Genomic DNA, 25417 nt, shown 5'->3' with positions numbered 1-25417 from the left:
CTCGGCGGTCAGCCTCCGGTCGGGCCCTCGAAGATCCCGCCACCGTTGCCGTTGTGGCCGTTCCCGTTGCCGTTTCCGTTGCCGCCGTTCGCGTCACCCGTGGGCGGTGGTGACTCACCGCCCGGGTCGCCGATGATGCCGCCGTTGTCGTCTCCGCCTTCGGAGGCCCCGCCGTCGTCCTCGCACCTCGGATCCGAGGCCTTACAGGTCTCGGTCGGGTCGGGGGTCTTCGTCGGCGGAGGCTCGGAGGACTTCGTCTCCGTGGGCGTGGGCGACGGGGAGTCGCTCGGCTCCTCTTCCTCCTCGGTCTGGGTGGGCGTGGGCACCACCGGCTGGCCGACGATCTCGCCGATGGGCTGCGGCGTCGGGAACGTCAGGACGGGCTGGCCCTTGAGCGCGGCCGACATGTAGTCCTGCCAGATCTCCGCGGGGAACGAGGCGCCGTGGATCTTCTCCTGGCCGCCCGTGCCGAACATCTCCAGGAACTGGCGCTTCTTGTTGGACTCGTCGTCGTCCATCCGGTACATGCTGATCGCCGTGGACAACTGCGGGGTGTAGCCGACGAACCAGGCGGACTTGTTGCCGTCGGTCGTACCGGTCTTGCCGGCCACCTGACGGCCGGGCAGCTTCGCCGAGGTGCCCGTGCCCTTCTCCACGACGGTCCGCAGGACGTCCGTGACGTTGTCCGCGACCTCGGGGGAGAAGGCGGACTTCGTCTTGGACGGGTGGGTGTAGACCGACTGGCCCTCCTTCTCGATCTCCTTCACCGAGAACGGGTCACGCTGCTTGCCGCTGGCCGCGAACGTGGCATAGGCGCCAGCCATCCGGATCGCGCTCGGGGACGAGGTACCCAGGGAGAAGGACGGGTAGGTGGCGCCCGCCATGGAATTGTCGTCCCGCAGGCCCGCGTCTATGGCCGCGGCCTTCACCTTGTCGAGCCCGACGTCCATGCCGAGCTGGACGTAGGCGGAGTTGACCGACTCCCGCATGGCCTCACGCAGGTCGATCTTGTAGCTCGGCGGGTTGTAGGACCGGTGGCCGTCGTTGCTCTGCAGCCACTCCTTGCCGTCCTTGTCCGTCCAGACCGTGCCGTCGTAGTTCTTGATCTTGAGCTTGTCCTTGCCGCTGTACAGGCTCTTCGGGTTGATGACGGTGCGCTGGGCGTCGTCCTGGTTCGCGCTTCCGCTCTTGTCCCGGATGCCGTTCTTGAAGGCCGCCGCCAGTACGAAGGGCTTGTACGTGGAGCCGACCTGGGCGCCCGTCGTGTCCGCGTTGTTGGTGAAGTGCTTGGTCGCGTCCTCACCGCCGTAGATGGCCTCGATCGCGCCGGTCCTGGGGTTGACCGAGGCGCCGCCGAACTGGACGTACTTGTCCTTGTCCGGGCGCAGCTTCGGCTTGATGTTCTCCTTGCGGACCTTCTTCACTGCCTTTTCGAGTTCCGTGACCTTCTTCTTGCTGAAGGTCGTGTGGATCTCGTAGCCGCCCTGGTCCAGCTCCCGGGCGGAGATGTCGGTGTTGTTGACGACGTACGCCTTGGCGAGCGAGACGAGGTAGCCGATCTGGCCGCTCAGCTTGACGTTGGAGCGCGGGTTCTGCGGCGTCGGGAACTTGGTGTACTTCTCCCGTTCGGACGCCTCCATGCTGCCGTCCTTGACCTCCTCGTCGAGGATCCACGCCCAGCGCTTCTTGGCTCGCTCGGTGTTCGCCTGCTGGCTGGCCGAGGGGTCGATCTCCGGGTAGCCCGCCGGGTCGTAGTAGGTGGCGCCCTTGAGGACCGTGGCGAGCAGGGCGCACTCGCTGGGGTTCAGCTTCTGCGCCTCCTTGCCGAAGTAGGCGCGCGCGGCGGCCTGGATGCCGTAGGCGTTGCGGCCGTAGTAGGCGGTGTTGAGGTACCCCGCCATGATGTCTTCCTTGCTGACGGTCCGGCCGACCTTTATGGAGATGAACAGCTCCTTGAACTTCCGGCTGAACGTCTGCGACTGGTCGTCGAGCCGGGCGTTCTTCACGTACTGCTGCGTGATGGTCGAGCCGCCCTGGGTCTGGCCGCCCTTGGCCATGTTCACCACGGCGCGGGCGATGCCCATCGGGTCGACGCCCTTGTCCTTGTAGAACGTCTTGTTCTCCGCCGAGATGACGGCGTTGCGCATCGCCTCGGGGATGTCCTCGTACTTGATGATCTGGCGGTTGGTCTCCCCACCGGTCGCGACCATCTGTGAGCCGTCGGCCCAGTAGTAGACGTTGTTCTGCGCCTTGGCCGCGTTGGCGACCTCGGGGATCTCGACGAGCGCGTACGCGATGCCCGCGACCGCCAACAGGCTGCCGAAGAACCCGATGACCAGGCCCGAGATCAGGCGCCACGACGGGATCCAGCGGCGCGGCCCGCTCCGGCCCGCGCGCGGATAGTCGATGAAGCGCTTCTTGGGCGGGCCGTAGCCCCGCCCGCGGCCGCGTCCGCCGCTCTCCGGCGCCCGGCGCCGGCCTCCGCCCACGGAGCCATTGCGGGCGGCGCGCCTGGCCTCCGCGCGCCCCCCGTAGGAACGCTCCTCGTCCTCGGGGACGCCGGATTCGTACGAAGACGAAGGTCCGTGCGGCGAAGACGGCGATCCGGTGGCGCCTCGCGGTGCTGCGCGACGGCCGGACGGCGCGCCGGACGCGCCCCGCCTGGCCGCGGCGCGTCCGCCGCCCTGTGGCGGCTTGCGACGGTGCTCGCTCATCGAACGACTACTCCTCGGGCAGGCGCGGTGGTCCGCACCTGGAAACGGCAGCTGGTTTCCGGTCCCCCCGACGTACGGACGAGTCCATTCCGGCACTCGTCCGCACGGCACCGGGACAGTAACGCCACCTCACGTCACTTGGTTCCCGGCGGTATGCATGGCGCACAGACTACGCACCGTCAAAACCCTCTTAGCGCTGAAGTTCACCCCAAATCAGGCAAGTTACTTCCTACGAATCGGTGATGTGACGCCGTTCACCGTTCCCCCTCTTGTCGCAGCAGGAACCTCGTTCTATCGTCGTGATGTATCGAGTCGATACATCAGGTCGGCATAAAGGTCCGTGTCAGGCAGACCGGGACAGACGGGAGGACACCATGAGCAGGCGCTCCGGCATCCTCGAGTTCGCTGTGCTCGGCCTGCTCCGCGAGTCCCCGATGCACGGCTACGAGCTGCGCAAACGGCTCAATACCTCACTGGGCGTGTTCCGCGCCTTCAGCTATGGGTCGCTGTACCCCTGTCTGAAGACACTGGTGGCCAACGGCTGGTTGATCGAGGAGTCGGGAACCGCCACCGCAGAGGCCCTGACGGCGGCTCCGCTCGCGGGACGCCGCGCCAAGATCGTCTACCGGCTGACCGCGGAAGGTAAGGAACACTTCGAGGAACTGCTCTCGCAGACCGGCCCCGACGCGTACGAGGACGAGCACTTCGCCGCCCGCTTCGCCTTCTTCGGCCAGACCTCGCGGGACGTGCGGATGCGGGTGCTCGAGGGCCGCCGCAGCCGCCTGGAGGAGCGCCTGGAAAAGATGCGCGCCTCTCTGGCCCGCACCCGGGAGCGCCTCGACGACTACACGCTTGAGCTGCAGCGCCACGGAATGGAGTCCGTGGAGCGCGAAGTGCGCTGGCTGAACGAGCTCATCGAGAGCGAGCGCGCGGGACGCGACCAGCAACGGTCCGGTCCCGGGAGCTCCGCTCAGCAGAACAGCACATCTGGGGAGTCGGACGTCCTGCCCCGGCGGCGGGGGGACAACCCGCCGCCGGATGCGTCCGGCGACACCGCCAAGTGACACCCCGCACTCGCGGGGTGCCATCCGGAATACCGAGATCACACAGGGAGCAACCGGAATGGGTTCGGTTCGCGTAGCCATCGTCGGCGTGGGCAACTGCGCCGCCTCGCTGGTCCAGGGCGTCGAGTACTACAAGGACGCCGACCCGGACAGCAAGGTCCCGGGCCTGATGCACGTCCAGTTCGGCGACTACCACGTCGGTGACGTCGAGTTCGTCGCCGCCTTCGACGTCGACGCGAAGAAGGTCGGCCTCGACCTGGCGGACGCCATCGGCGCCAGCGAGAACAACACCATCAAGATCTGCGACGTGCCGAACACCGGCGTGCAGGTCCAGCGTGGCCACACCCACGACGGTCTGGGCAAGTACTACCGCCAGACCATCGAGGAGTCCACCGAGGCCCCCGTCGACGTCGTCCAGGTCCTCAAGGACAAGCAGGTCGACGTCCTCGTCTGCTACCTGCCCGTCGGTTCCGAGGACGCCGCGAAGTTCTACGCGCAGTGCGCCATCGACGCCAAGGTCGCCTTCGTCAACGCCCTGCCGGTGTTCATCGCGGGCACCAAGGAGTGGGCGGACAAGTTCACCGAGGCCGGCGTCCCGATCGTCGGTGACGACATCAAGTCCCAGGTCGGCGCCACCATCACGCACCGCGTCATGGCGAAGCTGTTCGAGGACCGCGGCGTCCGTCTCGAGCGCACCATGCAGCTGAACGTCGGCGGCAACATGGACTTCAAGAACATGCTGGAGCGCGACCGCCTCGAGTCGAAGAAGATCTCGAAGACGCAGGCCGTCACCTCGCAGATCCCCGACCGCGAGCTGGGCGAGAAGAACGTCCACATCGGCCCGTCCGACTACGTGGCGTGGCTCGACGACCGCAAGTGGGCGTACGTCCGCCTCGAGGGCCGCGCCTTCGGCGACGTCCCGCTGAACCTGGAGTACAAGCTCGAGGTCTGGGACTCCCCGAACTCGGCGGGTGTCATCATCGACGCCCTGCGCGCCGCGAAGATCGCCAAGGACCGCGGCATCGGCGGCCCGATCCTGTCGGCGTCGTCGTACTTCATGAAGTCCCCGCCGGTGCAGTACTTCGACGACGAGGCCTTCGCGAACGTCGAGAAGTTCATCAAGGGCGAGGTCGAGCGCTGACCGCGCTGAACACCTGACCTGCCGAGGGTCCCCGGGTCGTCGACCCGGGGACCCTCGTCGTATGTGAGGCTGTGCGCCATGGCTGTCGTCGGTGACCTGCGCGTTCTACTGCGCCTTCGGGACTTCCGGCGGCTGCTCGCCGTGCGCCTCCTCTCCCAGGGCGCGGACGGCGTCTACCAGGTCGCGCTCGCCACGTATGTGGTCTTCGCGCCGGAGAAGGAGGCCTCCCCCGCGGCGATCGCCTCCGCGATGGCGGTGCTGCTGCTGCCGTACTCCCTCGTCGGCCCGTTCGCGGGCGTCCTGCTCGACCGCTGGCGGCGCCGACAGGTCCTCGTGTACGGCAACGTCCTGCGAGCCGTGCTGGCGTCCCTCACGGCCGTGCTGATGCTCAGCGGCGCGCCTGACGGGCTCTTCTACGCCTCCGCGCTGTGCGTCACCGCCGTCAACCGCTTCGTCCTGGCGGGGCTCTCGGCGGCGCTGCCACGCGTGGTGGACGAGGACCGCCTGGTCATGGCCAACTCCCTGTCGCCGACCGCCGGAACCCTCGCGGCGACAGCGGGCGGGGGCCTCGCCTTCCTCGTCCGCATCGTCGCCGCCGACTCGGACGCGGCCGTCGTCCTCCTGGGAGCCGCGCTCTACCTGTGCTCGGCGCTCGCCTCCCTGCGCATGCCGCGTGACCTGCTCGGCCCCGAGAAGGAGTGGGTGCAACCACGGCTGGGGGTGGCGCTCGCCGGCACCGCACGCGGGCTTCTGGCGGGCGTACGCCACCTCGCCGAGCGCCGCACGGCCGCGCACGCCCTGGTGTCGATGACCCTGATGCGGTTCTGCTTCGGCGCCCTGACGGTCATAGTGCTGATGCTGTGCCGGTACGCCTGGTCGACGACCGAGGACGACGGGCTCGCGCTGCTCGGCGTCGCCGTGGTGGTCTCCGGCGCCGGGTTCTTCGCGGCTGCCCTGGTGACCCCGTGGGCCGTCGGGAGGCTCGGCGCACGGCGCTGGATGGTCGTCTGCGCGGCCGCCGCCGCGATCCTGGGTCCCGCGCTCCTGCTGCCCTTCGCGCCGGGTCCGATACTCGTCGCCGCCTTCGTCATCGGGCTCACCACCCAGGGCGCGAAGATCGCCACGGACACGGTCGTGCAGTCGGCGGCCGACGACGGCTTCCGCGGCCGGATCTTCTCCCTGTACGACGTGCTCTTCAACGTCGCCTTCGTCGGAGCGGCGAGCGTCGCGGCACTGATGCTCCCCCCGGACGGCAAATCGGTCGCGTTGGTTGCCTCGATCGCTCTGGTCTACGCAACGATTGCTGGCGCTATGACCAGGTTTGACGTCCAGTAAGTGTCACATCAATGCCACAGAGCCCGGCTGAGGTTCATCGCGCCCGCGCGAGCCGGATAACTTACGCAAGTCCTTCGCGCCCTCGCGTCGCAATCCCTTCGTCCTGCTTCTCTTCTAGGGGGATCCCCGTGTCCACTCCGCCGCCCCAGGGCCAGAACCCATTCGCCCAGGGCCAGCAGCCCTACGGTCAGCCGCCGCAGGGCCCGGGCGCTCCGCAGCACCCGGGCGCGGCCCCGTACGGCCAGACGCCCCCGCCGCCGTACCCGCAGCACCCGGGCGCTCCGCAGCAGGGCATGCCCTTCTACCAGGGCGGCCCGGACCCGGTGGCCCCGCGCAAGAGCAAGAAGAAGTTCATATTCATCGGGGTGGCGGTCCTCGCCGTCCTCGGCCTCGGCGGCGCGGCCGTCCTGGCGGGCCAGGACGAGGCCTCCGCGGCCGAGGTCGGCGACTGCATGAGCATCGGCAAGCCGGAGAGCTCCACGGACCCGGACCTGAAGATCGTGGACTGCGGCGACAAGAAGGCCAAGTACAAGGTCATGGAGAAGAAGGACAGCGGGAGCTGCGACCGCACGAAGTACGCCGAGTACCGGGAGACCGGCGGCGGCGATGACTTCGTCCTCTGCCTGAAGCTGTACGTGCCGTCCGGCTCGGCAGACAGGTAGAGCCGGTCGCATCGCGAGGCTGACCCATGTGCCTCTGCCGATGACTCCTATGGCAGTGCACCTGCCGAGGGGTCATGTTTCACGTGAAACATGACCCCTCGGCATAGGCGACCTCGTCGTACGAGCCTCGAGTGCAACCAGAAGTCGAGTGCAACGAGAAGGGGCGCGGTGTTTCACGTGAAACACCGCGCCCCTTCTCGTTGTCAGCTGAGCGTCAGCTGTCCGCGTTCTGTGCGGCCCACCATTCCTTGAGCTCCGCGATCGCCGCGTCCCGCTCCATGGGGCCGTTCTCCAGCCGCAGCTCCAGCAGGAACTTGTAGGCCTGGCCGATCACCGGGCCGGGGCCCACGTTCAGGACCTCCATGATCTCGTTGCCATCGAGATCAGGGCGGATCGCGTCCAGCTCCTCCTGCTCCTGCAAGCGGGCGATGCGCTCCTCCAGGCCGTCGTACGCCCGCGACAGCGCGTTGGCCTTGCGCTTGTTACGGGTCGTGCAGTCGGAGCGGGTCAGCTTGTGCAGGCGCTCCAGGAGCGGGCCAGCGTCGCGTACGTAGCGGCGGACGGCGGAGTCCGTCCACTCGCCCGTGCCGTAGCCGTGGAAGCGCAGATGCAGCTCCACCAGGCGCGAGACGTCCTTGACGAGCTCGTTGGAGTACTTGAGAGCCGTCATGCGCTTCTTGGTCATCTTCGCGCCCACCACCTCGTGGTGGTGGAAGGAGACCCGGCCGTCCGTCTCGAAGCGGCGAGTCCTCGGCTTGCCGATGTCGTGCAGCAGCGCGGCGAGCCGGAGCGTCAGGTCCGGGCCGTCCGTCTCCAGGGCCATCGCCTGCTCGAGGACGATCAGGGTGTGGTCGTAGACGTCCTTGTGCCGGTGGTGCTCGTCGCGCTCCAGGCGCAGCGCCGGAAGCTCCGGCAGCACGTGGGCCGCGAGACCGGTGTCGACCAGAAGGGCCAGGCCCTTGCGGGGGTGCGCGGCCAGGATCAGCTTGTTCAGCTCGTCCCGGACCCGCTCGGCGGACACGATCTCAATGCGCTCGGCCATCGCCGTCATCGCGGCGACGACGTCCGGGGCCACCTCGAAGTCCAGCTGCGCGGCGAAGCGCGCGGCCCGCATCATCCGCAGCGGGTCGTCCGAGAACGACTCCTCGGGGGTGCCGGGGGTGCGCAGGACCCGCTCCGCCAGGTCGTCGAGACCTCCGTGCGGGTCGATGAACTCCTTCTCCGGGAGCGCCACGGCCATGGCGTTCACCGTGAAGTCGCGGCGCACGAGATCGTCCTCGATGGAGTCGCCGTACGACACCTCGGGCTTGCGGGAGGTCCTGTCGTACGCCTCCGATCGATATGTCGTCACCTCGATCTCGAAGCGCTGCTCGACGCCGTCCACGCGGGCATCCTTCTGACAGCCCACCGTGCCGAAGGCGATCCCGACCTCCCACACCGCGTCCGCCCACGGACGGACGATCTTCAGGACGTCCTCGGGGCGGGCGTCCGTCGTGAAGTCCAGGTCGTTGCCGAGCCTGCCGAGGAGGGCGTCCCGGACCGACCCGCCGACCAGGGCGAGCGAGAACCCGGCCTCCTGGAAGCGGCGGGCGAGGTCGTCTGCGACAGGGGACACGCGCAGCAGCTCGCTCACGGCGCGCTGCTGGACCTGACTCAGGGCACGGGGGTTGTCTTCGTTGGCGTTCGGCACAACAGAAAAGGGTACGTGCCCCGGCGCCCCGCGGCCGCCTCGATTTCCCCGGCCTCCGCGGAGCCCGTCCACAGCGCTCACCTCGGCCCTTACGGCACGGGTGGCGCGGTCTCGCGATCTTGTGGAGTGGTCCGCGGCACTCAGGCCCGGCGCGCCTCGTTACCATGCGTGGACGCAGCATCCGACAACCACCGACACAGCTGACGACGACGAGGGACGGGCAACGCGTGGCCGAGGCGGCAGACTTCCCGGGGACCACCCCCTCACCTGCCCGCCGGTGGCTCCGGCGCACAGCGGCACTGCTGGCCGGAGCACCCCTACTGGCCGGTCTGCTCCAGGTGCCCGCGGGCTCCGCCGCGCTCGCCGCCACACCGGACGTGAAGACCGCGGCCACGGGCGCGAAGAGCGCCGCCGCAGGCGTGCGGACGGACCTGAAGGCCGCCGCCACGGGCTCCCGGACCGTCGACGTCTCCCTGGACGCCCTGACGCCCAGCGCGCCCCGCAAGGGCGACACCATCACCGTCTCCGGCACGGTCACGAACGAGGGCCGTCAGCCGGTCACCGCGGCACAGGTCGGACTGCGCATCGCTCCCCCCCTCGGCAGCCGCACCGCGATCGACACCGCCGCGCAGCGCAAGGGATTCCAGCCCGGCACCGACGGCACCGAGGTCGGCGGCAAGTACGTCAAGAAGATCACCAAGCTCGCCCCGGGCGTCCCGCAGCGCTTCAGCATCTCCGTGCCCGTCAGCGCCCTCGACCTCGGCATGGACGGCGTCTACCAGCTCGGTGTGACACTGACGGGCCAGACGGCGGCCCAGCCGTACCCGCAGGTGCTCGGCATCGAGCGGACCTTCCTTCCGTGGCAGGACGGGTCCGCGGAGACGAAGACGAAGACCACGTACCTGTGGCCGCTCATCTCCACCACGCACCTCACCGCGCAGACGCGCTCCGACGAACAGCAGACCCCCGTCTTCAAGAACGAGGACCTCGCCAAGGAGATCCAGCCGGGCGGCCGCCTGGAGCAGCTGGTGACGCTCGGCGAGCAGCTCGACGTCACCTGGGTCATCGACCCGGACCTGCTGGTCTCCGTGGAGGCGATGGCGGACAAGTACGAGGTCGAGGGGCCGGACGGGACGACAGTTCCCGGCCGCTACGAGGCCGTCGCGCAGCAGTGGCTCACCGAGCTCCAGCAGACGGTGAAGGACAAGAAGGTCGTCGCGCTGCCCTTCGCCGACCCCGACCTCGCCTCGCTCGCGCACAACGGCAAGGCGGTCTCCGGGTCGCTCGGCCACCTCAAGGAGGCCACCGAGGTCGGCGCCAAGGCCGTGCGCGACATCCTCTTCGTGAAGCCGACCACCGACTTCGCCTGGCCCGCCGACGGCGCCATCGACCCGTCCGTCGTCGACGTCGCCACGTCCGCGGGCGCCCACCGGGTGATCACCCGCAGCGACAGCCTGCGCGAGACCCACGGCCTGCCGTACACGCCCAGCGCCGCACGGCCCATCGGCGGCGGCACCACCGCCGTGGTCGCCGACGCCCGGCTCTCCACGGCCTTCCAGGGCGACATGACGCGGGCCGAGAACTCCACTCTCGCGGTCCAGGAGTTCCTCGCCCAGAGCTTCATGATCACGCTCCAGGACACCAAGCAGCGCAACATCGTCGTCGCCCCGCAGCGCACGCCCACCGCGAGCCAGGCCCAGGCGATGGCCAAGGCACTCACCGCCCTCGACGACGAGCGCTGGTCGCAGCCGCAGGACCTGACCGCGGCAGCGAAGGCCAAGCCGGACCCGGACGCCACCACCCAGGTGCCGTCGGCCGCCTCCTACCCGGCGTCGCTCCGCAAGCAGGAGCTGCCCCGGTCGGCGTTCGAGGAGATCCGGGAGACGCAGGACGAGCTCGACGTCTTCAAGATGGTCCTCTCCGAGCCGGACCGGGTGATCACGCCCTTCGGGCGGGCCATGGACCGCGAGATGTCGACGTCGTGGCGCGGTCGCGCGGAGGCGGGGCAGGACTACCGCAAGAGCGTGCAGAGCTATCTGACCAGCCTCATGGGCCAGGTCTCACTGATCAAGAAGTCCGACGCCAAGCTGTCGGGCCGCAGCGCGACGATCCCGGTGACGGTCCAGAACAACCTCGTCCAGGGCGTCGACCACCTCAGGCTCCGGCTGACGTCGACGAACCCCACGCGTCTGAAGATCGGCGACGGCCTCTACGAGGAGCAGCCGGTCAAGATCACGGGCGGCGGTCACACCCAGTCGGTGAAGTTCACCACCACGGCCAACGCCAACGGACCGGTCCAGGTCTACGCCCAGCTCTACACCGAGGACAACCAGCCGTACGGCGACGCCGTGTACTTCGACGTCAACGTCACCGAGGTCACCCCCACGGTGATGCTGGTCATCGCCGGTGGCGTCCTGCTGCTCGTGCTCGCCGGATTCCGCATGTACACCCAGCGCAAGCGCGCGGCGCGACAGCAGGCGGAGGCGGGCCCGGACGGCGGCCCCGACGGCGACGGCGACACCACGGACGACCCCGCGCCCGACGCAGGCCCCGACGCGGGCGAACCCGAGCAGCCGAGTGACCCGACCCCGGACACCGCTCCGGAAAGCACCGAGCCGTCGCACACGGGTGAGAGAGTGGACCGTTGAGCGATGTCGTGGCCGGTGGGCCCGGGGACCATGAGGTGGGGTAAACCATGAACGCGCCGTACGACGGTGAGCGCGGCCAGGGCGCGGGCGGCTCCGGCGCTGCCGGGGGCCCGCCGCCAGGGCCCCATGAGGACGGCCAGGTGCCACAGCAGCAGGCGCCCGACGCCTACCTCCAGGACGCCTACGCCCAGGACCCCTACCGCGCCCAGGACCTCTCGGCCCAGGACCCGGTGGCCGAGGCGCTCTACGACCGTGCCGCGCACCCCCCGCCCCCGCCCGGCACGTACCAGGACCCCCAGCAGCTCTACGCCCAGCCGCCGTCGCCCCAGCACGCCCCGGACCCCCGTGTATGGGCCCAGACGCCGCCCCCGGAGCCGGACGGTGCCACCCGGCACCTCCCGTACGGCGACGACCCGCGCACGACGCAGTACGTCGGCGTCGACGACCTCGTCACCCAGGCCGGCGAGGAGCGGCACCAGCCCGACGCCTTCGCCCACCTCTTCCGCGACCAGCAGCAGGGCAGCGGCTACCCCGACCCGCGCGCCGGAGCACACCAGCAGGACCCGCACCTGGGCGACGGCTACCAGCAGGACCCGCGGAGCCAGGCGTACCAGGCAGGTGGCTACCCCGCCCAGGGCCAGCAGCCCCAGGGCGGCTACCAGCAGGACGCCGGATACCAACAGGGCGGCGCGTACCAAGGGCAGGGCCAGCAGGGCGGCACCGCCTACCCCGGCCAGCAGGCCACCGGTTACCCCGACCAGGGCGGCGCGTACCCCTACCAGCAGCAGGGCGCGGCGCCGTACGCCGACCAGCAGGGCGGCGCGCAGTACGCGTACCCGCAGAACGACCCCCAGTACTACCCCCAGAGCGGCACCCCGTACGTGAACCACCAGAACGCCCCGTACGCGAACCAGCAGGCGGACGGCTACTACCAGGACCCGAACCAGCAGGGTCAGCCGTACCAGGACGCGCAGCAGTACGACATCGCGCGTCCGCCCGGCGAGTCCCCCTCCGTTCCGGCCCCGGCCCAGGCCCAGGAGCCCGTGCCCGCGGCGCCCGCGGCGAAGTCCGGCGGCCGCGCGTCCAGCCTGCTGAAGTCGAGCGCCGTGATGGCCGCGGGCACGATGGTGTCCCGCCTCACCGGCTTCGTCCGCTCCGCCATGATCGTCTCGGCGCTCGGCATCGGCCTGCTCGGCGACACCTTCCAGGTCGCCTACCAGCTGCCGACGATGATCTACATCCTCACCGTGGGCGGCGGCCTGAACTCGGTCTTCGTGCCGCAGCTCGTCCGCGCCATGAAGGACGACGAGGACGGCGGCCAGGCGTACGCCAACCGCCTCCTCACGCTCGTCATGGTGGCGCTCGGCTTCCTCACCGTCGTCGGCTGGTTCGCGGCGCCCGTCCTGGTGCACCTGCTGTCGACGCCGGTCGCCAGCGACCCCGCGGCCAACGAAGTGGCGATCACCTTCGTCCGCTACTTCCTGCCCTCGATCTTCTTCATGGGCATCCACGTCGTCATGGGACAGATCCTCAACGCGCGCGGGAAGTTCGGCGCGATGATGTGGACGCCCGTCCTCAACAACGTGGTCATCATCGCGACGCTCGGCATGTTCCTGTGGGTGTACGGCACCTCGGAGAAGTCGGGCATGCGCGTCACGTCGATCCCCGACGACGGTGTGCGCCTCCTCGGCGTCGGCGTGCTGCTCGGCATGGTCGTCCAGTCGCTCGCGATGTTCCCCTACCTCCGGGAGACGGGCTTCAAGCCGCGTCTGCGCTTCGACTGGAAGGGCCAGGGCCTCGGCAAGGCCGCCATGCTCGCCAAGTGGACGATCCTCTTCGTCCTCGCCAACCAGGCGGGCGCGATCGTCGTGACCCAGCTGGGCACCGCGGCGGTCAAGCACTCCGGCATGGACGGCACGGGCTTCTCGGCCTACTCCAACGCCCAGCTCATCTGGGGGCTCCCGCAGGCCATCATCACCGTCTCGCTGATGGCCGCGCTGCTGCCCCGGCTGTCCCGCGCGGCCCACGAGGGCGACGCCGGCGCGGTCCGCGACGACATCTCCCAGGGTCTGCGCACCTCCGCCGTCGCGATCGTGCCGATCGCCTTCAGCTTCGTCGCGCTCGGCATCCCGATGTGCACGCTCATGTTCGGCTCGTCCGGCGTCAACGGCGCCACCCGCATGGGCTACATGCTGATGGCCTTCGGCCTCGGCCTGATCCCGTACTCGGTGCAGTACGTCGTCCTCCGCGCCTTCTACGCGTACGAGGACACCCGCACCCCCTTCTACAACACCGTCATCGTGGCCGCCTTCAACGCCGCCGCCTCCGCGCTCTGCTACATGGTGCTGCCCGCCCGCTGGGCCGTAGCGGGCATGGCCGCTTCGTACGGCCTCGCCTACGCGATCGGGGTGGGCGTGGCCTGGCGACGGCTAAGCAAGCGGCTGGGGGGCGACCTGGACGGTGCGAACGTGGTCCGTACGTACGCCCGTCTCGTGATCGCCTCGGTGCCCGGTGCGATTCTCGGCGCCGCGGCCGGGTACGCGATCACGAAGGCCCTGGGACAGGGCGTCTTCGGTTCACTGGCCGCGCTGGTCGTCGGCTGCGCGGTACTGTTCGGCGTCTTCTTCCTCGTCGCGCGGCGCCTGCGCATCCAGGAACTCAACTCCCTGGTCGGCACGGTACGGGGGCGCCTGGGACGCTGAGGCGTGGCAGTCCGCACAACCATCGGCGGCTACCGCGTGTCGTGCATAGCGGCGGTCTGTGGGCACAATTGGCTTTGGCGTCTGACGTAGCGCAACGGATGGGGAGGCAGGAACGACGGTGGCGGAACGGAGCACGGCTGCCGTCGACGTGGCAGGCAACAGCGGCGACGAGCCGCTGACCGCGAAGGCGGATCAGTCCACGGCCGACGGGGTGGCCCAGACCCGGGAGCGGGACACGGCGGACGACAGCGCGGCGGAGACGAAGGGGCCCTCGAGTCCGCCCGGGGCGACCACGCCCCCAGAACTGCACAGCGGCCACAAACTCGCCAGACGCTATCGCCTCGAGGAGTGCGTCACCCGTCTGGACGGTTTCAGCAGCTGGCGCGCGGTGGACGAGAAGCTCCGCCGTGCTGTGGGCGTGCACGTGCTGCCCGCCGACCATCCCCGCGGGCGCTCGGTGCTCGCCGCGGCCCGGTCCGCGGCGCTCCTCGGCGACCCGCGGTTCGTGCAGGTCCTGGACGCGGTCGAGGAGAACGACCTCGTCTACGTGGTGCACGAATGGCTTCCGGACGCCACGGAACTCACCGCCCTGCTGGCCTCCGGCCCGCTGGAGGCCCACGATGCCTACCAGCTCGTCAGCCAGGTCGCCCAGGCCATGGCCGCCGCGCACCGCGAGGGCCTCGCCCATCTGCGGCTGACGCCCGGTGCCGTGCTGCGCACCTCCTCGGGCCAGTACCGCATCCGCGGCCTCGCCGTGAACGCCGCGCTGCGCGGCATCACCTCCGAGACCCCCCAGCGCACCGACACGGAGGCCATCGGCGCCCTCCTGTACGCCGCCCTGACCCAGCGCTGGCCGTACGAGAACGACGCCCACGGCCTCTCCGGCCTGCCCAAGGGCGTCGGCCTCATCGCGCCGGACCAGGTCCGCGCCGGGGTGCACCGGGGCCTGTCCGAGCTGTCCATGCGCGCGCTCGCCAACGACGGCGCGACCGCGTCCCGCCAGGAGCCCGCCTGCACCACGCCGGACGACCTGGTGAAGGCCGTCGGCGAGATGCCCCGCATCCGCCCGCCGGAGCCCGCCTTCACGGCGCCGCCCGAGTACCAGCGCACGACCTACCAACAGGGCACGTACGGCCGCGGTCCGCAGCCTCCGGGCTCCACCCAGGTCATCCAGGCCCCGCCGCCCCCGCTGCAGAGCCGCACCGGCAAGGCCCTCAAGTGGGCGGTCTCGGCGCTGCTCATCGCCGCGCTCGGCCTGGGCAGCTGGCAGCTGGCGGACGCCCTCATGGACCAGGACAACAAGTCGGGGGACTCGGGCACGTCACAGACGTCCGACGACGGCGACAAGAACAAGCCCAAGCCCGGCAAGCCGATCTCCATCGAGGACACCCGGGCGAGCCGCCTGGGCGGAGAGTTCAAGCAGTCCACCGAGAGCGGCGCCGCGGTCTGGCGCACCGCGACGTACAACGAGGGTCCGCCCCTGGCCCCGTACAAGCCCGGCGCCGGCCTCGTCTACGACCTGGGGTCGGAGAACAAGCTCACGGACGCGACGATCAAGCTCCTGTACGGCGGAGAGCACACGTCGATCTCGCTCTACGCCACCGACTCGATGTCACCCATCGGGCCGGTCAGCTCGATGAAGAAGATCGGTGAGGGCAAGACGACCGGCTCCTCCTTGAAGATCAAGGTGAATTCCAAGGCCAAGTCCCGGTACGTACTCCTCTGGGTGACGGCGGTTCCGTCGGTCCCGGCCGAGAAGTACCGCGGTGCCGGCTACCGGCAGGGCATCACGGGCGCCCAGTTCAAGGGCGTCAAGGGCTGAGGGCCCGCGCGTCTCGGCAGGGGGAGGGGGTTCGAGGTGGCGGACGACGCCGTGCACGGTGAGCTCAGCGACCAGGACCTCCTGACGCGCCACGTCGACGGCGACAAGGACGCCTTCGGCGAGCTCGTCCGCCGCCATCGCGACCGGCTGTGGGCCGTGGCCCTGCGCACCCTGGGAGACCGCGAGGAAGCCGCGGACGCCGTCCAGGACGCCCTGGTCTCCGCGTACCGGGCCGCGCACACCTTCCGCGGCCAGTCCGCCGTGACGACCTGGCTGCACCGCATCACCGTGAACGCCTGCCTCGACCGGGCGCGCAAGGCCGCCTCCCGCAAGACCTCGCCCGTCGACGACACCGAGCGCCTGGACCAGCTCCTCGAGCCGCACGAGTCCGCGGCGGCGCCAGTGGAGCGCGGCGATCTGCACCGGGAGCTCCTGCGGGCGCTCAGCACGCTGCCGCCCGATCAGCGGGCCGCCCTCGTCCTGGTGGACATGCAGGGCTACCCCGTGGCCGAGGCCGCCCGGGTGCTCGACGTCCCCACCGGCACGGTGAAGAGCCGCTGCGCGCGGGGCAGAGCAAGACTGCTGCCCCTGTTGACCCATCTGCGGACGGAGCCACCGGGCGAAAGCGGCCCCGGCGACCCGGGCGAAGGAAGAAAGGCCGCCCCAGGAAGGAACCGGACGCAGGGGACAACCGTCCCACCGGCAGCGGACCCCCCGCGTACGGGGTCGTCCCAGGACACGGAACCCGGCGATTCAGCGGCAGTGAAGGGCGGAGGTGGACGAGCGTGACCACGACGACGGACTCGGCTGGGCACCCAGACGTCTCCGAGATCTCCGACCTCACCGAAGGCCTGCTCTCACCGTCCCGCACTCACGACGTGCGGCAGCACCTGGACGGCTGCGCGCTCTGTACCGACGTCTACGACTCACTCGAAGAGATTCGCGGCATGCTCGGCACGCTGCCCGGGCCTTCGCGCATGCCCGCCGATGTCGCGGAGCGCATCGACGCGGCTCTGGCGGCTGAGGCGCTTCTGGACTCCACTGTCACCGAGGACGTGGGTGCCCCCCTGGTGGCCCGCGAGGCCGAGGAAGCCTCGGGACGCGGATCCGTGGTCGAGCCCGCTGCCGATGTTTCACGTGAAACATCGACCTCCGAGCCGAGCGAAGCGGCTGCCTCATCGAGCAAGCCCGCTGCCTCAGCCGCTGCCAGCAGCGGCACCCATGGCCCGTCCGGTCACGCTCGTGCGGCTACCGGGCCTGGCCGGGGCGGGCGCTTCCGGGGGAGGCGTCGCCGTACGGCAGCCCTTGGCGCCGTCTTCACCGCCGCCGCCCTGGGCCTGGGAGCACTGCTGATCCACCCGTGGGAGAGCGACTCGGAAGGCTCGGAAACCACGGCGGGCCACACAGCAAGCGCTGACGCGTTCTCCAGGGACAAGCTCCGGGACCGCGTCAACGACATGCTTCCCGCCGAGCCGTCGATCGCGGGTGCCGATAACACCGCCTCTCCCGAGACACGCGTCGGACCACAGTCCAGCCCGAACGGCCCGAAGAAGGGCTCGACGACGCCCGAAGACGTCGTCGAGGTGCCCGCGTGTATCGAGCGGAGCCTCGACGGCCGGGCACCACTGGCCGTGGACAAGGGCACCTACGAAGGCAAGAGCGCCTACCTCGTCGTCGTGGCCCATGAGTCCGACAGTGCCAAGGTGTCCGCGTATATCGTCGATGCCGCCTGTGTGAACGCGCCCTCGTCGCCGGAATCCATCGGCAAGGTACTGCTCACCGAGTCCTACGCCCGGAACTGAGCGGTCCCCAGCTCGACGGTACGTGCGCGATCTCGCTCTGCTGCTCCGCGCCCGCGCTTCCGTGTGCTCGGACACGTTGGGGAATGCATGCCCCGTAGGATCCGTTGGGTGGGGTGAGAGCCCTGAGACAGGCACCCGCCAGCAGTACGCAGCAGTCTTCAGAGACGAGGAATCAAGCCGTGACCGACGTCCGTAACGTGATCATCATCGGCTCCGGGCCCGCCGGCTACACGGCGGCGCTCTACACCGCGCGCGCGTCCCTGAAGCCCCTGGTGTTCGAGGGTGCCGTCACCGCGGGCGGCGCGCTGATGAACACCACCGACGTAGAGAACTTCCCGGGCTTCCAGGACGGCATCATGGGCCCGGAGCTCATGGACAACATGCGCGCCCAGGCCGAGCGCTTCGGCGCCGAGCTCGTGCCCGACGATGTGGTCTCCGTCGACCTCACCGGTGAGATCAAGACCGTCACGGACACGGCCGGCACGGTGCACCGCACGAAGGCCGTCATCGTGACGACGGGCTCCCAGCACCGCAAGCTGAGCCTGCCGAACGAGGACGCGCTGTCCGGCCGTGGCGTCTCCTGGTGCGCGACCTGCGACGGGTTCTTCTTCAAGGACCACGACATCGCCGTCATCGGTGGTGGCGACACCGCGATGGAGGAGGCGACCTTCCTCTCCCGGTTCGCCAAGTCCGTGACGGTCGTCCACCGCCGCGACAGCCTGCGTGCCTCCAAGGCGATGCAGGAGCGCGCCTTCGCCGACCCGAAGATCAAGTTCGTCTGGGACAGCGAGGTCGCCGAGATCAAGGGTGAGCAGAAGCTCTCCGGTCTCACCCTGCGCAACGTCAAGACGGGCGAGACGTCCGAGCTGCCGGCCACCGGCCTGTTCATCGCGATCGGCCACGACCCGCGCACCGAGCTCTTCAAGGGTCAGCTGAACCTGGACGGCGAGGGCTACCTGAAGGTCGACGCGCCGTCGACCCGGACGAACATCCCCGGTGTCTTCGCCGCCGGTGACGTCGTCGACCACACCTACCGCCAGGCGATCACGGCGGCGGGCACCGGCTGCGCCGCCGCTCTGGACGCCGAGCGCTTCCTCGCCGCCCTCGCGGACAGCGAGACCGCGGCCGCTGCTGCCGTCTGATCCTCCCTTCCTCCCCCACCCGCACCACCATGTGAGGAGCCCGCCGTGGCCAACCTGAAGAACGTGACCGACGCTTCCTTCGACGAGGACGTCCTCAAGAGTGACAAGCCCGTCCTGGTGGACTTCTGGGCCGCCTGGTGCGGCCCGTGCCGCCAGATCGCGCCGTCCCTCGAGGCGATCGCGCAGGAGTACGGCGACAAGATCGAGATCGTCAAGCTCAACATCGACGAGAACCCGGGCACCGCCGCCAAGTACGGCGTCATGTCGATCCCGACGCTGAACGTCTACCAGAACGGCGAGGTCGCCAAGACCATCGTCGGTGCCAAGCCGAAGGCCGCCATCGAGCGCGACCTGGCGGACTTCATCGCCGAGTAAGGCACCACGTCATCGGTGTCCGCTCTGTCGGCGGAGAGCGATGTTTCACGTGAAACACGAATGGGCCAACCCCGAGGGGTTGGCCCATTCGTCTGTCCGCTGCGCGGTCTGCGGCGCGTCCGGCCGGTTTAGAGCGGCCGCAGGGCAGGCTCCTTCTGCACTGCTCCCAGCAGCCGGTCCAGCGCCAGCTCGACGTCTTCCTTCCACGAGAGCGTCGTCCGCAGCTCCAGCCGGAGCCTCGGGTAGGCAGGGTGCGGACGGACCGTCTTGAAGCCCACCGCGAGGAGATGGTCTGCGGGCAGGACACAGGCCGGCTTCTCCCAGCGCGCGTCACCGAACGCCTCAATGGCCTTGAACCCCCGACGCAGCAGATCCTTGGCGACTGTCTGCACGATGACGCGGCCAAGTCCCTGCCCCTGATAGCCCGGCATGATCCAGGCAGTCATCAGCTGGACGGCGTCCGGCGAGACCGGGCTCGTGGGAAAGGCCGTGGACCGCGGCACATAGGCGGGGGGAGCGTAGAGGACGAAACCCACCGGGACGTCGTCGACATAGACGACCCGGCCGCACGACCCCCACTCCAGCAGGACGGCGGAGATCCACGCTTCCTTCTCCAGCTCGGGTGTTCCGGCCTTCAGCGCGGCTTGCCCGCTGACCGGGTCCAGTTCCCAGAAGACGCACGCGCGGCAACGCTTGGGAAGGTCCGGAAGGTTGTCCAGCGTGAGCGGTACGAGCCGTCGCCCCATGAAGGCGGTTCCTCTTCTCCTTCGCCCGCGGCGCCACGAGCAGCTGTCAGTGTGCTCCGTTCCCTGAGCAGGCTGCCGACGAAGCCACCGACCGCGCCCAGGCCGAACCCTGCGGTCATCAGTCCGGTGCGGCTCACCGATCGCATGGCCCCCGCCTCCCCTAAGAGGTGCCGTCAGGTGAATGCGCCATACCCAAGCGCATCGTATCCACGATGTGATTGCATCGATACCGGAAGAAAGCAAAGAGCGGGCCGTGTTCCGGCACACACCGGACACGGCCCGCTTTCACAGGCGTCACAGGGTTCGGCTACAGCGGTCTTCCGATCCCCGCGCTCAGCGCGCGGCCTCTCTGAAGGGCGCCGTCGCTGCTCAGCTCTGCTCGCCGTCCGAGATTTCCTCGGCCGCGGCATCGGCCAGACCTCGCTTGAGGACCGAGCCCTCTTCAGGAGCGAGCGTGGCGAGGATCCGCTCCAGGTCGTCCAGCGAGGCGAAGTCGACGACGATCTTGCCCTTCTTCTGGCCCAGGTCGACCCTCACGCGCGTCTCGAACCGGTCCGAGAGGCGCGTGGCGAGACTCGTCAGTGCGGGGGACACACGTGCCCCGGCACGCGGCCCCTTGGCCTTCGGCTTGCTCTGCGGCCGCGACCCCATGAGAGTCACGATCTCCTCGACGGCCCGCACCGACAGCCCTTCGGCCACGATCCGGTACGCGAGGCGGTCCTGCTCCTCCTGGTCCTCGACGGACAGCAGCGCCCGGGCGTGGCCCGCGGACAGCACTCCAGCGGCGACCCTGTTCTGCACCTTCGGCGACAGCTTCAGAAGGCGGAGCGTGTTGGAGACCTGCGGGCGGGACCGGCCGATCCGGTCCGCCAGCTGGTCATGCGTGCACTTGAAGTCCTTGAGCAGCTGGTCGTAGGCCGCGGCCTCTTCCAGCGGGTTCAGCTGAGCGCGGTGCAGGTTCTCAAGGAGCGCGTCCAGGAGGAGCTTGTCGTCCTCCGTCGCCCGCACGATCGCCGGGATGCGCTCAAGACCCGCCTCACGGCAAGCCCGCCAGCGCCGCTCGCCCATGATGAGCTCGTACCGCGAGGGACCCAGCTGCCGTACGACGACGGGCTGGAGAAGCCCGACTTCCTTGATGGACGTCACCAGCTCCGCGAGGGCGTCCTCGTCGAAGACCTCACGCGGCTGCCTCGGGTTCGGCGTGATGGAGTCGAGCGGCAGCTCGGCGAAGTGCGCACCGGCCGGGCTCCGCAGTTCCTCCACCGACCCGCTGCCCGGCTCCTCCGTCTCCTGCGGAACCGAGGGCTGCGCAAGGGAGCTCTGCGGAAGCGCGGCCACGGTGGCGGCCGCCACGCCGCGCTCCGCGGTGAGGACGGGCACGGCCGTCGGCGAGGTGGACGCTCCGCCCGTGGTCGGCGCAGCCGCCTTCTCCGTGGGAGCCGCAGGGATCAGAGCGCCCAGGCCACGGCCCAGCCCTCTTCGTCGCTCGCTCACTGGATCCCCTCCGTCATGTTCTGGTCGTTCTGGATGCCCGTGTGGGCGTGCTGCACGTCGTACCGCACGCCTACTCCGCGCAGCGCGATCTCTCGCGCCGCCTCGAAGTACGACAGGGCACCGCTTGAGCCTGGATCGTAGGTCAACACGGTCTGGCCGTAGCTGGGCGCCTCGGAGATGCGTACCGAGCGCGGGATACTCGTCCTCAGCACCTCATCGCCGAAGTGGTTGCGCACCTCGTCGGCCACCTGGGAGGCGAGCCGGGTCCGGCCGTCGTACATGGTGAGCAGGATGGTCGACACATGCAGGTTCGGGTTGAGGTGACCCCGCACCAGGTCGACGTTCCGCAGAAGCTGACCGAGGCCTTCCAGGGCGTAGTACTCGCACTGGATGGGGATCAGCACCTCCGCACCGGCCACCAGGGCATTCACCGTCAACAGCCCCAGTGACGGCGGGCAGTCGATGAGGATGTAGTCCAACGGCTGCTCATACGCCTGGATCGCCCGCTGGAGTCGGCTTTCCCGAGCCACCAGCGACACCAGTTCGATCTCCGCACCGGCGAGATCGATGGTGGCCGGGGCGCAGAAGAGACCTTCGACATCAGGGACGGGCTGGACGACCTCAGCGAGAGGCTTGCTCTCGACCAACACGTCGTAGATGGAGGGGACTTCGGCATGGTGGTCGATACCGAGCGCCGTGGAGGCATTCCCCTGCGGGTCCAGGTCGATCACCAGAACACGCGCACCGTGCAAGGCCAGTGAGGCGGCAAGGTTGACGGTTGTCGTCGTCTTGCCTACCCCGCCCTTCTGGTTGGCGACGACCATGATGCGGGTCTGCTCGGGCCGTGGCAGGCCCTCGCCCGCGCGGCCAAGAGCTTCCACCGCCAGTTGGGCAGCACGACCGATGGGGGTGTCGTCCATCGGGCTCGGTGTTTCACGTGAAACATCCTCCCCCGCCGACTCGGTACGGGGACCGGGGACCGGATCGGTCATCGGTCCCGCGATGTTGGCGTCGGACCGCAAGGATTCACTCTCCTCGACTACAGGCTCGCAATGAACAGAGCCTCCCATGCTTTCGGGGTCGTGAACCAGCGAGGCCCGGTCTTCCGTGGACGAATCCGTCTCTGTGGACAACTCCGTTCCCTTATCGAGGGAACCAAGTGGCCGACGCTCGCGAGGTTCGGCAGCGCGACCGCGACTGATGATGCCATGCAGCAGTGAGCGACGTTTCACGTGAAACACGATGCATGGCGACCGGGGTGCCGCTCGTGCGACACCCCGGTACGCGTACGTTTGACAGCTTTTGTGGAGTACGGCTCGTCGTCAGGACGGATCAGCGACGAACGTCAACGCGCGTCCACCAGCGGCCGACAGGCATCAACGGCACGGAAGACACCTCGTCGACAGCGACACCGACGTCCTTCAGCGACGGCGGCGGGCGCGTCCGACCCGCGCGGCCTTGGCACGCTTGGCAGCGAAGCGCACACCGCCGGGGCTCTCGCCCACCTCGACCCGCACCACGGTGGACAACGGGTCGACGACCCCTTCACCCACCTGCACCACGGAGACGGACTCGGCGCCGAGCTTGCTCAAGGCGGCACCCGCCGCCTTGACCTCTTCCTCGGCCGTGTCGCCCTTGAGCGCCAGCATCTCTCCGTACGGACGCAGCAGCGGGACGCCCCATCCGGCGAGACGATCCAGTGGAGCGACGGCACGCGCGGTCACGACGTGGACGGGCTGCAGCTTGCCGAGGACCTCCTCGGCGCGGCCACGGACGACCGTGACATGGTCGAGCCCCAGCAGCTCGACGACCTCGCTGAGGAAGTTCGTGCGTCGCAGCAGCGGCTCAAGGAGGGTGATCTTGAGGTCCTCGCGGACGAGCGCGAGCGGGATGCCGGGGAGTCCGGCCCCGGAGCCGACATCGCACACCGTCACGCCCTCGGGAACCACCTCGGACAGCACGGCGCAGTTCAGCAGGTGCCGCTCCCACAGCCGGGGAACCTCGCGGGGGCCGATCAGGCCGCGCCGCACTCCCGCCTCGGCGAGCAGTTCCGCGTACCGGACCGCTTCCGGGAATCGCTCGCCGAAAACCGCGCGCGCCTGCTCCGGCGCCGGGGGGAGCTCCGCTTCCTCCGTCACGGGGACCGTCCTTCCGTACCGCACTGGGTCAGTGACTATCAGGCTGACAAAGACCGGCCCCGTCTGCGAACAGACGGGGCCGGGATGAGACGTACAGATCAGGCGGGGAGTACCACGACGAAGCGCTGCGGCTCCTCGCCCTCGGACTCGCTGCGCAGACCAGCGGCCTTGACGGCGTCGTGCACGACCTTGCGCTCGAACGGCGTCATCGGCTTGAGCTTGACCGGTTCGCCGGAGCTCTTGGCGTCGGCGGCGGCCTTGGCGCCCAGCTCGGACAGCTCCTCGCGCTTCTTGGCACGGTAGCCCGCGATGTCCAGCATCAGGCGGCTGCGGTCGCCGGTCTCCCGGTGCACCGCGAGGCGGGTCAGCTCCTGGAGCGCCTCCAGGACCTCGCCGTCCCGGCCGACCAGCTTCTGCAGGTCGCGGCTGCCGGCATCGCTGATGATCGACACCGCGGCCCGGTCGGCCTCGACGTCCATGTCGATGTCGCCGTCGAGGTCGGCGATGTCCAGCAGACCCTCGAGGTAGTCCGCCGCGATCTCCCCCTCCTGCTCGAGGCGGGTCAGAGCGTCGCCGGCCTCAGCTGCGGCGGAGGTGGTGGTGCCTTCCGTCACGGGATGGACTCCTTTTACTTCTTGGACGGGTGCTTGGGCCGCTGCTGACCCTTGCGCTGCCCGGACTTGGCTTTGCTGCGGGTGCCCTGGCCGGGCTGGCTGCCCGAGGCGGCGCCGGCGGGCTTGTTCTTGGCCGCGGCACCCTGGGGCTTGCTGTCCTCGGACTTGGTCAGCGACGGACCGGAGGCATCGGAGGCCGGGGCGGTCGTCGCGCCACCGTCCGTCTTGCCGCCCGTGGCGGCGGTGGCGGACTGGCGCTTGGACTTGCTCTGGCGCTTGGGCTGCTGCCGCTTGGGCGCTGCCGCGGGCGCACCGTCCTCGGTCGTGGTGGCCACGGTGTCGCTGACGATCACGGTGCCGTCGGCCTGGGCGGCGAAGCCGGCCTTGTTCAGGCCGTTGATGAACTTCCGCTCGTACTCGTTGCGGTCGCGGCCCTTGGCGACGATGGCCTTCACGGCCCTGACCTGGCCACGGCTGCGGGTCTTGCCGGCGGTCGTGATGTGCTTCTGCAGGCGCTCCAGGTACGAGGCCTGGGCCTTGGAGCCGGGAGTCGGGTTCTGGCGGATCACGTACATCTGCTGGCCCATGGTCCACACGTTGGTGGTCAGCCAGTAGACGAGGACACCGACCGGGAAGTTGATGCCGAAGACGGCGAACATGATGGGGAAGACGTACATCAGCATCTTCTGCTGCTGCATGAACGGCGTCTTCACCGTCGTGTCGACGTTCTTCGTCATCAGCTGGCGCTGCGTGAAGAACTGCGAGGCCGACATCAGGATGATCATGAGCGCGGTCACGACGCGCACATCGGTCAGCGAGGCGCCAAGCGAGGCGACCTTGTCGGCGCTGTCCGTGAACTTCACCGCGAGCGGAGCACCGAAGATGTGGGCGTCACGGGCGCTGTCCAGCAGCTGCTGGTCGATGACGCCGATCTTCTTGTTGGACGCGATGCCGTTGAGCACGTGGTACAGCGCGAAGAAGAAGGGCGACTGCGCCAGGATGGGAAGGCACGAGGAGAGCGGGTTGGTACCCGACTCCTTGTACAGCTTCATCATCTCTTCGGACTGGCGCTGCTTGTCGCTCTTGTAGCGCTCCTGGATCTTCTTCATCTCGGGCTGCAGCGTCTGCATGGCCCGGGTCGCCTTGATCTGCTTCACGAAGAGCGGGATCAGGCAGATGCGGATCAGGATCACCAGGGACACGATCGACAGGCCCCAGGCCCAGCCCGTATCAGGGCCGAAGATCGCACCGTACAGTTTGTGGAACTGCACGATGACCCAGGAGACGGGTGTCGTGATGAAGCTGAAGAAACCGGCAATCGTGTCCAC

At 69.2% G+C, this 25417-nt stretch carries 19 protein-coding genes; 11 read left to right on the top strand and 8 right to left on the bottom strand.

What is annotated here, in order from left to right:
* Nucleotides 1–8: 8 nt before the first annotated feature.
* Entirely contained in the window at nucleotides 9–2714 is a 2706-nt protein-coding gene (locus AC5WAM_RS20855) for a transglycosylase domain-containing protein (protein WP_495518458.1), read from the bottom strand.
* Nucleotides 2715–3088: 374 nt separating this feature from the next.
* On the opposite strand from AC5WAM_RS20855, the gene AC5WAM_RS20850 reads away from it, so the two are divergent.
* The 4 genes from AC5WAM_RS20850 to AC5WAM_RS20835 all read left to right on the top strand — a co-directional run bounded on the left by AC5WAM_RS20850 (nucleotide 3089) and on the right by AC5WAM_RS20835 (nucleotide 6916).
* Nucleotides 3089–3778 carry a PadR family transcriptional regulator gene (locus tag AC5WAM_RS20850; RefSeq protein ID WP_495518457.1) on the top strand — a complete coding sequence of 230 codons (690 nt, stop codon included), beginning with the start codon at nucleotides 3089–3091 and terminating at the stop codon, nucleotides 3776–3778.
* A gap of 58 nt (nucleotides 3779–3836) precedes the next feature.
* A complete protein-coding gene (locus tag AC5WAM_RS20845) occupies nucleotides 3837–4919 on the top strand; it encodes an inositol-3-phosphate synthase (RefSeq protein WP_138960684.1) in 1083 nt (360 codons plus the stop codon).
* A gap of 78 nt (nucleotides 4920–4997) precedes the next feature.
* Nucleotides 4998–6254 (top strand): MFS transporter, encoded by a 1257-nt coding sequence (locus AC5WAM_RS20840; RefSeq protein ID WP_495518456.1) that lies wholly within the window; start codon nucleotides 4998–5000, stop codon nucleotides 6252–6254.
* A 128-nt stretch (nucleotides 6255–6382) separates the two neighbouring features.
* Entirely contained in the window at nucleotides 6383–6916 is a 534-nt protein-coding gene (locus tag AC5WAM_RS20835) for an LppU/SCO3897 family protein (protein WP_495518455.1), read from the top strand.
* A gap of 214 nt (nucleotides 6917–7130) precedes the next feature.
* Here AC5WAM_RS20835 and AC5WAM_RS20830 read toward each other — a convergent pair whose 3' ends face one another.
* The gene (locus AC5WAM_RS20830) at nucleotides 7131–8606 is read right to left on the bottom strand and encodes a CCA tRNA nucleotidyltransferase (RefSeq protein WP_495518454.1); all 1476 of its coding nucleotides are present in this window, start codon (nucleotides 8604–8606) and stop codon (nucleotides 7131–7133) included.
* Nucleotides 8607–8833: 227 nt separating this feature from the next.
* Between AC5WAM_RS20830 and AC5WAM_RS20825 the strand changes: the two genes are divergently transcribed.
* The 7 genes from AC5WAM_RS20825 (at nucleotide 8834) to trxA (ending at nucleotide 19097) form a co-directional block, all read left to right on the top strand.
* Nucleotides 8834–11254 (top strand): DUF6049 family protein, encoded by a 2421-nt coding sequence (locus AC5WAM_RS20825; RefSeq protein ID WP_495518453.1) that lies wholly within the window; start codon nucleotides 8834–8836, stop codon nucleotides 11252–11254.
* Between the two features lie 47 nt (nucleotides 11255–11301).
* Nucleotides 11302–13956 (top strand): murein biosynthesis integral membrane protein MurJ, encoded by a 2655-nt coding sequence (gene murJ / locus AC5WAM_RS20820; RefSeq protein WP_366796009.1) that lies wholly within the window; start codon nucleotides 11302–11304, stop codon nucleotides 13954–13956.
* Between the two features lie 118 nt (nucleotides 13957–14074).
* On the top strand, nucleotides 14075–15778 hold the full coding sequence (locus AC5WAM_RS20815) for a protein kinase family protein (protein WP_495523483.1): 1704 nt from the start codon (nucleotides 14075–14077) through the stop codon (nucleotides 15776–15778).
* 36 nt (nucleotides 15779–15814) lie between these two features.
* Nucleotides 15815–16567, top strand: a complete 753-nt coding sequence (gene sigM, locus AC5WAM_RS20810; protein WP_495523482.1) for an RNA polymerase sigma factor SigM — start codon at nucleotides 15815–15817, stop codon at nucleotides 16565–16567.
* The gene (locus tag AC5WAM_RS20805) at nucleotides 16564–17580 is read left to right on the top strand and encodes an RsmA family anti-sigma factor (RefSeq protein WP_495523481.1); all 1017 of its coding nucleotides are present in this window, start codon (nucleotides 16564–16566) and stop codon (nucleotides 17578–17580) included. Before sigM ends, AC5WAM_RS20805 begins: the two co-directional genes overlap by 4 nt.
* Nucleotides 17581–17759: 179 nt before the next feature.
* Nucleotides 17760–18722 carry a thioredoxin-disulfide reductase gene (gene trxB, locus AC5WAM_RS20800; protein WP_495523480.1) on the top strand — a complete coding sequence of 321 codons (963 nt, stop codon included), beginning with the start codon at nucleotides 17760–17762 and terminating at the stop codon, nucleotides 18720–18722.
* 45 nt (nucleotides 18723–18767) lie between these two features.
* Nucleotides 18768–19097 (top strand): thioredoxin, encoded by a 330-nt coding sequence (gene trxA, locus AC5WAM_RS20795; protein WP_138960693.1) that lies wholly within the window; start codon nucleotides 18768–18770, stop codon nucleotides 19095–19097.
* A gap of 128 nt (nucleotides 19098–19225) precedes the next feature.
* Here trxA and AC5WAM_RS20790 read toward each other — a convergent pair whose 3' ends face one another.
* The 6 genes from AC5WAM_RS20790 to yidC form a co-directional block, all read right to left on the bottom strand.
* Nucleotides 19226–19843, bottom strand: coding sequence for a GNAT family N-acetyltransferase (locus AC5WAM_RS20790; RefSeq protein WP_138960694.1), 618 nt, complete (start codon nucleotides 19841–19843; stop codon nucleotides 19226–19228).
* Between the two features lie 369 nt (nucleotides 19844–20212).
* Nucleotides 20213–21337 (bottom strand): ParB/RepB/Spo0J family partition protein, encoded by a 1125-nt coding sequence (locus AC5WAM_RS20785; protein ID WP_495523479.1) that lies wholly within the window; start codon nucleotides 21335–21337, stop codon nucleotides 20213–20215.
* Nucleotides 21334–22407: a ParA family protein gene (locus AC5WAM_RS20780; protein WP_138966787.1), complete on the bottom strand. Its 1074-nt coding sequence runs from the start codon at nucleotides 22405–22407 to the stop codon at nucleotides 21334–21336. The genes AC5WAM_RS20785 and AC5WAM_RS20780 overlap by 4 nt, the downstream gene beginning before the upstream one ends.
* Nucleotides 22408–22758: 351 nt before the next feature.
* Nucleotides 22759–23475 (bottom strand): 16S rRNA (guanine(527)-N(7))-methyltransferase RsmG, encoded by a 717-nt coding sequence (gene rsmG / locus AC5WAM_RS20775; RefSeq protein ID WP_495523478.1) that lies wholly within the window; start codon nucleotides 23473–23475, stop codon nucleotides 22759–22761.
* Nucleotides 23476–23573: 98 nt separating this feature from the next.
* Nucleotides 23574–24089, bottom strand: a complete 516-nt coding sequence (locus tag AC5WAM_RS20770) for a Jag family protein (RefSeq protein WP_030676855.1) — start codon at nucleotides 24087–24089, stop codon at nucleotides 23574–23576.
* Nucleotides 24090–24103: 14 nt separating this feature from the next.
* A complete protein-coding gene (gene yidC / locus AC5WAM_RS20765) occupies nucleotides 24104–25417 on the bottom strand; it encodes a membrane protein insertase YidC (RefSeq protein WP_366796014.1) in 1314 nt (437 codons plus the stop codon).

It is taken from the genome of Streptomyces sp. JLYT201, from assembly GCF_059448825.1.
The sequence above is the reverse complement of the archived record's forward strand: the minus strand, read 5'-3'. Positions and strand labels throughout refer to the sequence as shown.

Coding starts and splice junctions, on each gene's coding strand:
- AC5WAM_RS20855 (WP_495518458.1), bottom strand. CDS start 2,714: ATGAGCGAGCACCGTCGCAAGCCGCCACAGGGCGGCGGACGCGCCGCG.
- AC5WAM_RS20850 (WP_495518457.1), top strand. CDS start 3,089: ATGAGCAGGCGCTCCGGCATCCTCGAGTTCGCTGTGCTCGGCCTGCTC.
- AC5WAM_RS20845 (WP_138960684.1), top strand. CDS start 3,837: ATGGGTTCGGTTCGCGTAGCCATCGTCGGCGTGGGCAACTGCGCCGCC.
- AC5WAM_RS20840 (WP_495518456.1), top strand. CDS start 4,998: ATGGCTGTCGTCGGTGACCTGCGCGTTCTACTGCGCCTTCGGGACTTC.
- murJ (WP_366796009.1), top strand. CDS start 11,302: ATGAACGCGCCGTACGACGGTGAGCGCGGCCAGGGCGCGGGCGGCTCC.
- AC5WAM_RS20790 (WP_138960694.1), bottom strand. CDS start 19,843: ATGGGGCGACGGCTCGTACCGCTCACGCTGGACAACCTTCCGGACCTT.
- AC5WAM_RS20780 (WP_138966787.1), bottom strand. CDS start 22,407: ATGGGAGGCTCTGTTCATTGCGAGCCTGTAGTCGAGGAGAGTGAATCC.